The organism is Pedococcus soli, from assembly GCF_054782575.1.
In genome coordinates this window covers 1,328,896-1,340,813 of sequence record NZ_BAAGSF010000004.1, presented here as the reverse complement: position 1 = coordinate 1,340,813, position 11,918 = coordinate 1,328,896, and the positions used below count along the sequence as shown (strand labels likewise).

Genomic DNA, 11,918 nt, shown 5'->3' with positions numbered 1-11,918 from the left:
GCCCACTGCAATCAATAGTTGTGCGGTGCGTGTGGCCCTTACCAAGCCCCGGGCACGAGGGCGAGGCTAGGCGCAATCGACTGGCGGACCACGCGTTCCCAAGACAAATCGGACGAACGGACGACCTCGTGTCTTGCCTCTGCGCTCAGACGAAGCCCTGTGCGACCAGCATCCGTTCGTGGGCCGTGACCAGGTGCGCCTGTCCTGATCCGCCCGCTACGCGCGACCAGCTCTCCACCAGCAGGGAGCTGCGTAGGTACCGGACGGCGAACCCGCCGTACATCCCGGGGATAGGGAACCAGACGGTGCTGTGTTCCGGGAGGTCGAGCAGCACCCGCGTCTGCATCGGCCGGACCGGGACAACCAATCGGAACAGCCTCTGCCGCTCCTCGACCAACTCCGCGAGCTGGCGGTCCAGCCCCGCGAACAGATCGGTTTCAGCGCCCCACGGGTGAGCCGGCGGGTCCAACAGCTTGTCGAGGTGGGTGTGACCGCGGGCCGTCGCGATGTCTGCTGCGGTCTGTCCCTCCGTGGTCCGCAGCGAGCGCCAGGCCCCCCGTCGCAGCAGGGCCTCGACCACGTCGGCGGGCGCCCCGTGCCAAGCGGCTTGGTGCAGCGGGGTGAACCCGGACCCTCGCGAGCCGGGCCGCCACGTGTTCGCGTCCCAGTGTGAGCCACCCGGACCGCCGTCAAGCAGGGCAAGAACCCGCTCCCAGTCGCCCGCTTTGGCGGCGTTGGCGAGCGTGTGGGCCTGGTCGACGGCCTCAGGGTTCAAGCTGTCCGGGGCGGTGAGTACGCCGTGCCACTGAGGCTCAGGTGAGGCGGCCCCGCCCTCGTGGTGCGCACGGCCGGGGGCCGCGGCGTTGGGGGCGCGCTCCGGCAGCGACGGACTTGCCAGGCGGGGCAGCTGGTCCCGCTGGACCGCAAAGGTTCCCAGTCGCCCGAACGGCCTCAGGATCACGTCGACTCGCTGCCCCTGCTGCGGGGCTACCTCGCTGAGGAGGAGCAACGTGCGATACCACCCGCCGTAGGCAGGTGCCGTGACCGTCAGGTGGTCGGCATCCGCACTGATCGGGGCGGCGCATTCACGGGCCAGGGGATGGTCGCTGTGCGATGAGAGGTGCATCGGGTCCCCACCCCCCTGCCACACGCTCGTCCACTGCGGAGTCCTGCGGCGCTGGCTCAGTGCCGGATCGTCGGCGGCCGCGAGGTCGAGGACGGGAGGATCGATCTTGAGCGGCCAGCGGTTGCCACGTGCCAAGAGCTCGTCACCGCCGGCGGTGCCCCAAGCGATGAAGTCAAGGACCCTGTCACCCCACCAGAGGTCGACCACGCGCAGGACGGCGTTGGCGCCCGGGTCGAGCGCGGACCGGTCTGTGCCCAAGAGCTGCTGCAGCCCGGCAGCGGGACAAGGCAGACCCAGGGCGAAACGGGTGAGGTGGACCAACGGTGTCCACCAGGCGGTGTGCTCGTGCAGGTCGGCATCAGGGCCGGGCGCTGACGGCATCTGCGCCGCGTACCCGTCGGGGTCGGCCAACGCGCTCCAAGCCAACGCGAGGTGCCGCGACCAGTCGCCCCTGCCATCGACCGGGTCAACCTCCAGCGCGGACCCGAGCGGGCGGACGACGCGCGATGCGAGCATGTGGGCTCCTCTCGGGATGGACTGGCTGGGCCGGGCCGGGGGCCTATTCAACCCCGACGAAGCAGCGGCTGAACCGATCTCGACGAAACTGGCCCCCCGGCCTCATCACGGCGGCGCCGCGGAGAAAGCCCACGCAGGATCCCCCGGCCACACGCGGCTGGGTCTGCTCAGTCGACGGACCAACGCACTATTTGCCGCATAGCGCAGGAAGGTCACCGGTAGCCTCGGCTTCGCCCGCGCCACCGCACCAGGCAGGGCGTAGGGCGCGAGAGCAGGGGTAGACGGCACATGGAGGCAGGGGCACGCCACACGACCGTGTCGGCCGAGCGGGCGGCGCTGGTCGCCGCGGCGGTCAAGAAGTGGTCTCGCGAGCTGATCGACCTCGGCGGCCGCAACACGCTGCTGTACTACAAGGACCTTCGCGGCACCCTCGACCTGGCCGGCGCTGACCCTGCGGCCGCGGTCAGGTTGCTCGCGGGACGGTCGGTCACGCTGACAGCCCTGTACCCGTCCGCTGAGGAGCGCGCGGACGCCCGCAAACGGTGCCAGCTGATCCACAAGAAGATCCGTGAGCTGCGTGAGGAACGAGGCATCAACGCCGGATACCTCGCCAGCGGGATGGCGACATGGACCGAGCCGGACCCGACCAAACGCCGTTCGGCGCCCGCCGCGCCTGTACTCCTGCGCGCCGTCACCCTGACGCCCCGCAGCGCAGCCGAGGACGACTTCGAGCTCGAGCTCTCGGACACCATCGAGGTCAATCCTGTCCTGCTGCACCTTCTCGCCGAGCAGTTCGCTGTCACCAGCGACGCGGACGAAATGGCGGACCTGATGTCGATGCAGGCGACTTTCGACCCCACCCCGGTCTTCGACCGACTCGACAAGCTCGCGCGCGACGTCGACGGGTTCGCGATCAACCCGCGGACCGTGGTCGGGACGTTCACGTACGCCAAGCTCCCCATGGTCAACGACCTACTGAACGGTCTGGAGCTGCTGGAACAACACGACATCGTCGCCGCGCTGGCCGGGGACGCCGCCGCCCAGCAGCAGATCCGCGGCGGGGATACCGCCACCACCGTGCTCTCCCCGGACCAGACCCCGCCCCAGGACGAGTACGTGGTGGCCGACGCGGACTCCTCACAGAGCTACGCCATCAACGCCGTCGTGGCCGGTCAGAACCTGGTCATCAAGGGCCCACCCGGGACCGGCAAGTCACAAACCATCACCAACCTGGTCGCCACCCTCGTCGCCCGCGGCCAGACCGTACTGTTCGTCGCGGAGAAGCGCGCGGCCATCGACGCCGTCCTGTCACGGCTTGAGCGGGTCGACCTCGGCGAGTGGGTCATGAACCTGCACGACGGGGCCGGCAACCGGCGCCAGATGGCCCAGGCGCTCGCGGCCACCCTCGACCGCGCCGGCCGCACCCCAGTGCCCCAGCTGCAGTCCCTGCACCGAGACCTGGTCGGGCAACGCGACCGGCTTCTGGCGCACGACCGCTCCCTGCACCAGACCCGCGATCCGTGGGGGCTCAGCCTGTTCGACGCCCAAGCCCGCCTGCTGGGCTTGTCAACGGCCGGGCTGGCCTTCCGACTTCGCGGCCCCGACCTGCGCAACATCGGCGAGGAGCGCGCTGCCCGCCTGAAGGAGCAACTGGTCGAGTTCGCCGACCTGGGCGGGCTGGACCCCAACGGCGCCGCCAGCCCTTGGTACGGGTCGCCCGTGGCATCGCCGGAGCAGGCCCAGGCGGCCTTCGACACCGTGCTGTCGCTGCAGCGACAGACCGTCCCGGCGGTCAGCGCCACACTGCAGTCCGTGCTGCGCGAGACCGGGCTTGTCCCCCCTTCCAGCGTCGCGCAGTGGCAGCACGCACTGGCATTGCTCGATGGTGTCGCGCAAACCCTCACCATCTTCGACCCGGCCGTGTTCACCGCCCCACTTCCCGACCTAGTCGCGGCCAGCGGCAGCCGGCGCTTCCGCAAGGAGCACGGCGTCACCATCGGCTGGAGCCAACGACGGCGGCTACGCAAGCGAGCCGTGAGCCTCCTTCGCCAGGGCGGGGCGGGCAAGGCGGGCAAGGCCGAGCTGCATGCCCAGCTCGTCGCCGCCGACCAGTTCCTCCGGTCGTGGTCGAACGCGTGCGTCGACGGTGGCCGGCCGCGGCTCCCAGCGAACCTCGGCGACGCCCACGGCGCCTACGAGCGGCTGAACCTCGAGCTACGAGCCCTCGGCGCGCACATGCACGCCTCCGCGCACCTCGACACCCTCAGCCCCGAGTCCCTGCCCGACCGGCTCGGCAACCTCGCGGCCGATCAGGCCACCCTGGCGCGCCTACCGCGACGCAACCACCTGGAAGCCAACCTGGTGTCGGCCGGCCTCGGCCCCCTCATCAGCGAGCTCACCCAGCACGGCGTCACCGCAGACCGAGCGGCCAGCATCTTCGAGGCGATCTGGCTCAGCTCCATCATCGAATCCGTCGCGATGAGCGACAGCGCCTACGGCGCCTTCCAAGCCCAGACGCAGGACCGGGTCGCCAGCGAGTTCCGCGCCCGGGACACCGACCACGTCGCCAGCACGGCCGACCGCGTGCGGCGGGCGTGCGCCGAACGCTTGTACGCCGCCCTGGACGCGCACCCCGAGCAGGCCACCCTGATCCGGGCCGAAGCCAACAAGCAGCGACGACACCGGCCCATGCGTGACCTGATGCGAGGAGCCCCGGACGTCCTGATGGCCGTCAAACCCTGCTGGGCGATGTCGCCGCTCGTGGTCAGCCAGGTCCTGCCCCTGGAGCAACTGTTTGACGTGGTCATCTTCGACGAGGCCAGCCAGGTCCCCCCAGCGGACGCGATCCCCTCGATCCTGCGCGGGCGCCGGGTCGCGGTCGCCGGTGACGAGCGGCAGCTGCCGCCCACCAGCTTCTTCGCCGCCACCAGCGCCGAGGGGAACGAGAGCGAGGAGGGGCTCGAGATCAGCGAGACGGGGGACGTCGCCATCACGCTGACCGAGGGGTACGAGTCGATCCTCGACGCCCTCGCGGCCGCCCTGCCGTTCCGGTCCCTGACCTGGCACTACCGCAGCCAGGACGAGCGGCTGATCGCCTTCTCCAACGCCCACATCTATGACTCGTCCCTGACCACCTTCCCCGGTGCGCACGTGGACGGGGTTCTCGACCACGTCCCCGTACCGCACGTTCCCGGGATACCAGGATCGGACGAATCCGCAACGGCTGAGGTGCAGGCCGTGGTGGACCGCGTCCTGGCGCACGCACGACAACGCCCGCAGGAATCCCTGGGCGTCATCACCATGGGCATCAAGCACGCCGACCGCATCGAGAACGCTGTGCGCGCCGCCATCGCGGTCAACCCCGACCTCGACGACTACTTCAACGAGGACCACCCCGAACGATTCTTCGTCAAGAACCTCGAACGGGTCCAGGGCGACGAACGCGACGCGATCATCCTGTCCATCGGGTACGGCAAGGCACCCGACGGACGCATGCAATACCGGTTCGGCCCGCTCAACACCAAGGGTGGAGAGCGGCGCCTCAACGTCGCCGTCAGCCGCGCCAAGAAGCGCATGACCCTGGTCAGCAGCTTCACCCACCACGACCTCGACCCCGCCAAGCTCAACGCCCGTGGAGCGCACCTGCTTGGCCAGTTCATCAGCTTCATGGCCTCCGGTGGCGCCGAGCTCGGCCCCACCACCTCCCTGCCGCCAGCGCTGAACCCGTTCGAGATCGACGTGCGCGACCGGCTGACCGCCGCAGGAATCCCCCTCACGGCCCAGTACGGCGTCAGCGGCTACCGCATCGACTTCGCCGCAGCCCACCCGCAACAGCCGGGGCGGATGGTGCTAGCCATCGAAGCTGACGGCGCGGCGTACCACTCCTCCGCCAGCGCCCGAGATCGCGACCGTTTGCGCCAAGAACACCTCGAGCGCCTCGGCTGGCGATTCCACCGGATCTGGTCCACCGAATGGTTCCGCAACCCCGCCGTCGAGGTAGCCCGAGCCAAGGCCGCATACGACGCCGCTGTTACCGCAGCCGACGCCCCCACCCAGACGGACCCGGCACGCGGCCAGCGGATCGAGTCGCCCCACGCGGATGCCCCAAGCATCGCCGCTCGCAACACCGGCGCCCCTCCCCCGCGCACCGCGCCACGGCCTCGGGTGATTCCGGGATTGCCCATCACCGAGTACCAGCCGCGCGAACTCGTGGCCCTCGTACGGTGGATCGGCAGCGACGGCCTGCTGCGCACAGAGGACGACATCCTGCGCGAGGCCATGGAGGAACTTGGCTTCCGACGCAGAGGCAAGCGGATCGACGAGGCCATCACGGCCGCCATCCGGGCAGCCCGGACCTAACCTGCGAGATTGACGCTCGCGAGACTGCCCCCGTGTACACAAGCCCCTCGTGCGAGTGCGCACGCAAGAGCAGCCCGGTTGAGCCCCGTGTACGCGATCGCTTGTGTGTGTACATGTACGCATGTATTGTGGGTGCATACACGGACGGCCCGTGGCCACGAAGGGGGATGCAACCATGAAGATCATCGAAGGAACCGTGCAGGAGATCGTGGAATACCAGAAGCTGACTGCGTCCACATCGGAGGCCGCGGAGGGGGGCGCCGTCGGGGGCAACGACGCCGTGCCGGAGGACACCGGCAATGAGACCGTCCCGGCGCGCAGCGTCAGCCAGTTCTCCGGCGAAGACGAGGACTCGTACTTCGTGCGGCAGTTCGTCTACACGCGAGCCACCAGTGCAGCGAGCTGCCGTCGTGTTCTGGACTACCTCGAGCGGGTGCTCGACCTGGGTACCTACATCGAGGTGGGCACGAGCCAGAACAGCAAGGACGGCTACAACAACTACCTCATGATCCGCGATGACGGGAAGCAGCGGTTCGGAGCCGTGGCGTACGTCAAGCCGCACAACAGTGGCCTGACTATCCGGCTGCGCCCGGAGGACGTCGAAGACCTGGACGATGCCCACATCCGCGAACGCGAGGTGGTGGCCACCCAGCAGTACGCGCTCAACTGTCCACTCGTCGACGACGCGGCCGTCGAGACCGCGCTGGAGCTCACCAAGCGCGCTCTGGTCAAGGTCCGCGGCGAGTAGCCGGGCAAACCCTCCATTCAGCGGTCCGGACCCAATGGGTCCGGACCGCTACGTCATGCGCCCGCCGGCCCGCAGCCATTCGAAGGAGCAGAACCCTCGGAGGACACTGCGTGACGACCGAGCGCCCCGCAGTGCACCTCTGCCGCCTTGCGCTTGTGCACTCGTCAGAGCGTCAGTGCTGCCTCCGCGCCCCACTGAGAACGTCGTGCGTCTACGACCGGCCCACAGATCGTGACAGACCACGGCAGTCCTTCGGTGGCCGAACGGACCGGCGCGACAAGCGAAGGGATCACGGCTGCCACCACGAGGCCGACGGACTGCGGGGAATCGTCCACGGCTTCACGAAGCTGTGACCAATGGGCCTCCGGCAGGTCAACCGTGCGCTGAGCGGCGGTAGCCAGATGGACCTCGGCGAGAGGAAGGACGGCGGGCAGCCCAGCGGCGACGCCTGCGAGCCCAACGAGCTCTTCGCCGACGTTGCCGGTGCTGTCGAAGAATCGGGTGGTGGGCTCCGCCGCAAGGGTCAGTGTCCACACACCCCGGTCCCCGATGTACAGACACAGGGTCGCGACGACGTCGCTGATCCTGCCGCTGTTCGGGTCCGGGGGTCCGATGTGGGCGGTGAGTGCAAGGTCGGACATGGCTTCCTATCGGTTCAGGAGGGCGTCGGGGTGTGCGAGGAGCCCGGCCTTTCCGGCTGAGCGTAGGTATTGGTGCGGCCGCCTCAAGGACACCGTCGCGACGGGAAGAGTGGCAGCGGCCAGGGAGGTGGCGGCCTGGGCGATTCCGAGAGGGTCGTGCGGATCCTTGGCCACGGCGATGGCTGCAGAAGTCGTCTGCAACGCGAGGGCGACTCCGTACTGGCGGAGTCTTCTGACCATGCCTTGGCTGGCAAGGGCCATGTCGCCCGCAACCCTGTCTCTGAGCCGTTTGGTCATCTGCGTGCCGGTGATGGACGAGGTGACCTGACGGTCCGCGTACTCAGCGAGTTGGCCAAGGTAGGCGATCCGGTCGGCGTCATGCTTCAAACGGAAGTTGAGGACCTGCTCGATCGTGACGTTGCCAAGGGGAACCGCGAGCGGGAACGTGACCGCCACGCCCGGATGGACTGTGTGGTCGTCGTCGCGGCCCATGGCGGCCTGCCAGAAGGCGCTGTCGGTGCTCGCGTCGGCGATCATGGGCTCGCGTTCGTCAGGGCCAAAGACCGGGACCGCGTGGTTCATCGCGACGCTCATCAGGGCGTCGGCGTCCTGTGCCGTGCGTACTTCGAGAAGCCCCTCACGGTTTGGTTTGACGACGCCGAGCCGCTTGAGGCCGTCGGTGACGTTCGGCGGCAACTTGTTGACGTACATGAAGAGGTCGCGGCTATTAGCGGAGCGGCGTGGCGCCGGAGCTGTCTCGCTGGGGGGTTGGGCGTCGCCAATCCCGGTCTCCTTGAGAAAGCGATCTACCTGTTCGTGCGGGATGACGTCGAGGTCCGCCAAGTCGGCCACGATCTGCTCCGAAGCGCAGTGGTCGACGTGGTACTCGACGAAAAGGTCTTCGCTGCACAGACGCTCGATGGATTGAAGGGTCTCCTCCTGCGCCTGACGAAACTCACGTCGTCCATGCGGCTGCGGCGTGCCTCCGGGCCACAGGGCGCCCAGTCGGTCGGCCCACAGCAGCCGCTCGACGATCCACGACTGGCTTGGGATGGCATGGGGGAAGGACACGACATCCCCGCGGAGCGGGACCTGCATGATCAAGGAGATTCCCTTCGAAGCGGAAGAGGCCAGGGCTGGAGCGTGCAGACGTCCATCCGTTAGCGGCCCGGGGTGGGACTTGGGGCTCGTGGTGTCTATCAACCCGAGAGAGCTGAAACTGGCTATTCGGCGTATTTCAACCCATTCGACCGATCGGGCGCCGGGTTGCGTGAACCGGCGCCCCGGTTGTGGTGAGGATGCCCCGGGGGGTCAGCGCCCGACCCCGCGGCATCACGCACCCGCGAACGCGTGCGTGGGCCGCCCGCTTCCACCCGTAAGAAGGACGGATGTCCCACGTCGAGGACGGCCACTCCTGGACCTGATCCAGCACGAGACGGTCCGGCCGCGCAGGCGGCCGGACCGGCTCAGGGCCGTCGGGCGGGGCGGTCGGGCCGGCGCGGCGGTGACGCTCTCGACCAGAGCCAGATCCGCCTGCCCTGGCGAAGAGGGCGAGCCAGCGCAGGCCGGCGGCACCTGGAGCACGGTGGCGAGACGCTAGTGGCTACGCCGATCCCTGGTCGGCGAGGTCTCGAAGATTCACCTCGAACGCGTCCTCGATGAAGGCGACCGTCTGCGGTTGGCCTTCGAGGGATGCACGGATCAGTTGGGTCGTGAACAGCTTGGAGAGGGGTTGCCACTTGGCGCCCTCCCGCGGAAACGACTTCGCCCAGTCCACGCCGAGGACGTACTCGGTCAGGGCCGGGTCCTCTGCGTCGTGGTCAATGTTCGGTTCGACGAGACCGAAGTCCTTCAGCAGGCGTCCTTGGTGCCGGTAGTCGAGGTAAGGCACCGCGCGCGCTGTCACTGTGCCGACGCCCACGTAGCCCCTGCTCTTCAGGTAAGCCACGACCACGTCGCCTTCCGTAAGGCGGCGGAGCTGAGTGCTCCACTTCGGGTCTCCGCCGGCGGCGAGAAAACCCAGTCGCTGGCAGTCGTCCCAGTTGCGCGTGGGGCCCTCGCCCACGTTCACCAGGTAGATGCCGTTCTGGAAGTCGAAGCCGGGCAGTTCCTTGTGGAGGGTGTTGTGGGGGCGAAACAGCGAGACGAAGTGTCCCGAGGCGAGGTTGGTGAGGTTCTTGCCCAACTTCCAGATAAGGGTCGTCTCGATCAGCAACGCGTCCTGTTCGGTCAGCCCGGCGGCGATGGTGCGGACAATCGGCTCTAGACCTTCTCGCCTGATCGCCCTGATCCGGGCGACCTTCTCCGAGTCCGTCTCGTCGACGAGGTGCGCATGGCGCCGTGCCCCTCTGCCCTTGCCGTAGTAGAACTCCTCGTAGTTGCGCGGATCGATGTAGACGTACACGTAGAAGTCTTGAAGTCCGGCGGGCATGCCGCTGATGGTACGGGCGTGCTCGCAGAGACCTAGGGTGGGAGCCGTGCTGTCCCACCAAGAGGCCAAGCGCGTCGCCAACGCCCATCTCCGTGCGGTAGGCAGCGTGCTTGTGGCCGTCCGCGCAGCACGTGAAAGGGGGGTGTGGGTCGTGTCGTATCAAGACCCTGCCGACCCCGACGCCGGTTTGGAGGGGGGCGGGCTCGTCGTGACCGACAGCGGCGACGTGCATGACCTTTCGTCCGCGCCCGGTTCGCTGGACATGCTGGTCCTCGAGCTTGGGATCTGGCCACGCCACCCAGACACGGACCTCGAGGCAGTTGAACTGCTCGCGGACATCGACCCTGGTGAAGCCGAGGGTTTGCGGGCACTCAAAAAGTCGCGCCAGCGCGAGCGCGGCGAACACTGACGCAGACGGTGGTGCGCCTTCCGAGGCAAGGCAGTCCTTCCGGCTCGGGCCGGGCTGACCAAGAGCGCAGATAACACCGGCCGCGGATGTGTCGGCGCGGGACCACGGCCTGCGTTACGCGGCGTGGACGCCGGCCTGCTGGGCGCCGCCGCCGGGGTCCGCGCCGCGGTCAGAGCTTGGCTCGTGTCTTGAGCCACGGCGGAGTCTGGACCCCCGCCCTGGAGGTGAGGTGCCAGCACCGGCAGGAGCGGCACAGGTACGCTCCGCTCGGGCCGGTGAGTCCGCGCTCCGCGTAGCGGCGACGGATCGCTCGCATCGCGTGCACGGCGGACCCGCGACTGGGGTAGTCGATCTTCGAGCATTCCGACATGTCGATGGCCTTCGACTTGCCGCACTCGGCGGGCTCACATCCTGCCCGGTGCGCGGTTCACGCCTGATGGCGATCGGCCACGAAGGAGCCTGAACGCTCCGCGTGCTGACCACGGTAGTCGACCCGGCCCCCTCGCGGCGCGGGCGGCTCAGACCCTCGCATGGGGTGCCCCACCGTCCGCGGCGGTTGCTCAGGACGCCGGGAGATCCGCGATGGCCGGTCGAGCAGGGCCAAGCCGGTCATCGGTGCGCGCATGAGCCGAAGGGGCCGACCGCCCCCCCGAAACTCCTCCAGCCCGGCACGGACGGCACGGTCATCAAGGACCGCGCGGTACACCTGCCACCGCTGAGCACATCCCAGATCGCCCGTCAGGTGGAGGGACGGCGGAACAGCAGGGGCCTCAAACGTGCGCAGAGCAGCAGGGGCGGCGCGCTCGCGTGTCTCCCAGCCCAGGTCGGCGCCGCTGAGCCCGGCGTCCACGACCGCAAAGAGGTACCGGGCCGTGTTCGGCGCCCGCAACCAAGCCGAGTCGTTCTTCTCGTGGCTCGAGAGAACGGCCCGCCCCACCCACGCCCACAAGATCGGCACCCAGACCCCGCGTAGTTCCAGGATCGCCCATCACGGAGTACTCCCACGGAGAACTCGCAGCCTTGGTGCGATGGATCGACAGCGACGGTCTACTACACACCGAGGAAGACATCCTCCTTGAGGCCATGGACGTACTCGGCTTCCGCCGCCGCGGCCGACGCATCGCCGAAGCCATCACCGCGGCCATCACGACCGCCCGCTCCCGACCCTGACACCACCAGCAAACCCAACTGCGCCTGGCTCGCCCGCCTCGCTCCGGCCAAGAAGAGCGAGGCGGGCGATGCAGCGGTGACCGGTTCATCCACTCGGAGAACCTGCCAGAGCTCCCGGCATTGCCCACCTCCGGCGGTACCGAACCTTCTGCAGATGTCCACCTGACATCTTCCGCAGGAGAGAACCCGTGCATCCCCCGAAACCCACCTCGGCTCAAGTCACCATTGCCAGCGCGCCCACCGGCTCGCCTACCACCGAAGGTCGGGACGAGGTGTCAGTCGCGGCGCCGGTCGACGCGCCGAACTGGCTCCCGGCCGACCCGGTGGGCCTGCCTGGGATCAGGCAGTTACCGCTAGCTGGACCACGGCGCGACTGGCTGGGTCGTGGCGGTGCCACCTCCACGGCCACAACGATCCGCGTCTTGATCCGATGCCCGCTCCTCGAGCAGTGCACGACACCGTTCCCGGTGCAGCGCACAGGACGCCCCACGCCCCCGGCCCGATACTGGCTGTTCTAC

The 11,918-nt window shown here is 68.6% G+C and carries 8 protein-coding genes; 3 read left to right on the top strand and 5 right to left on the bottom strand.

What is annotated here, in order from left to right:
• Positions 1-145: 145 nt before the first annotated feature.
• Positions 146-1,642: a hypothetical protein gene (locus ACYVKF_RS12430; protein ID WP_460966689.1), complete on the bottom strand. Its 1,497-nt coding sequence runs from the start codon at positions 1,640-1,642 to the stop codon at positions 146-148.
• 288 nt (positions 1,643-1,930) lie between these two features.
• Here ACYVKF_RS12430 and ACYVKF_RS12425 point away from each other — a divergent pair, with 288 nt between their 5' ends.
• Both ACYVKF_RS12425 and ACYVKF_RS12420 read left to right on the top strand, forming a co-directional pair.
• Positions 1,931-6,001, top strand: coding sequence for an AAA domain-containing protein (locus ACYVKF_RS12425; RefSeq protein WP_460966687.1), 4,071 nt, complete (start codon positions 1,931-1,933; stop codon positions 5,999-6,001).
• 175 nt (positions 6,002-6,176) lie between these two features.
• Positions 6,177-6,749: a hypothetical protein gene (locus ACYVKF_RS12420; protein WP_460966685.1), complete on the top strand. Its 573-nt coding sequence runs from the start codon at positions 6,177-6,179 to the stop codon at positions 6,747-6,749.
• Positions 6,750-6,913: 164 nt separating this feature from the next.
• On the opposite strand, the gene ACYVKF_RS12415 is transcribed toward ACYVKF_RS12420, so the two are convergent.
• The 3 genes from ACYVKF_RS12415 to ACYVKF_RS12405 all read right to left on the bottom strand — a co-directional run bounded on the left by ACYVKF_RS12415 (position 6,914) and on the right by ACYVKF_RS12405 (position 9,821).
• Positions 6,914-7,390 (bottom strand): hypothetical protein, encoded by a 477-nt coding sequence (locus tag ACYVKF_RS12415; RefSeq protein WP_460966683.1) that lies wholly within the window; start codon positions 7,388-7,390, stop codon positions 6,914-6,916.
• 6 nt (positions 7,391-7,396) lie between these two features.
• Positions 7,397-8,494 carry a hypothetical protein gene (locus tag ACYVKF_RS12410; protein WP_460966681.1) on the bottom strand — a complete coding sequence of 366 codons (1,098 nt, stop codon included), beginning with the start codon at positions 8,492-8,494 and terminating at the stop codon, positions 7,397-7,399.
• A gap of 499 nt (positions 8,495-8,993) precedes the next feature.
• Complete coding sequence (locus tag ACYVKF_RS12405) at positions 8,994-9,821, bottom strand: LEM-3-like GIY-YIG domain-containing protein (RefSeq protein ID WP_460966679.1); 828 nt, start codon at positions 9,819-9,821, stop codon at positions 8,994-8,996.
• Between the two features lie 46 nt (positions 9,822-9,867).
• On the opposite strand from ACYVKF_RS12405, the gene ACYVKF_RS12400 reads away from it, so the two are divergent.
• Complete coding sequence (locus ACYVKF_RS12400) at positions 9,868-10,230, top strand: hypothetical protein (protein ID WP_460966677.1); 363 nt, start codon at positions 9,868-9,870, stop codon at positions 10,228-10,230.
• Between the two features lie 1,050 nt (positions 10,231-11,280).
• On the opposite strand, the gene ACYVKF_RS12395 is transcribed toward ACYVKF_RS12400, so the two are convergent.
• Positions 11,281-11,493, bottom strand: a complete 213-nt coding sequence (locus tag ACYVKF_RS12395; RefSeq protein ID WP_460966675.1) for a hypothetical protein — start codon at positions 11,491-11,493, stop codon at positions 11,281-11,283.
• Positions 11,494-11,918: the final 425 nt, after the last annotated feature.

Bases quoted from the DNA above. Each gene is read 5' to 3' on its own strand.
- ACYVKF_RS12425 (WP_460966687.1), top strand. From the start codon at position 1,931: ATGGAGGCAGGGGCACGCCACACGACCGTGTCGGCCGAGCGGGCGGCG.
- ACYVKF_RS12415 (WP_460966683.1), bottom strand. From the start codon at position 7,390: ATGTCCGACCTTGCACTCACCGCCCACATCGGACCCCCGGACCCGAAC.
- ACYVKF_RS12405 (WP_460966679.1), bottom strand. From the start codon at position 9,821: ATGCCCGCCGGACTTCAAGACTTCTACGTGTACGTCTACATCGATCCG.
- ACYVKF_RS12420 (WP_460966685.1), top strand. From the start codon at position 6,177: ATGAAGATCATCGAAGGAACCGTGCAGGAGATCGTGGAATACCAGAAG.
- ACYVKF_RS12430 (WP_460966689.1), bottom strand. From the start codon at position 1,642: ATGCTCGCATCGCGCGTCGTCCGCCCGCTCGGGTCCGCGCTGGAGGTT.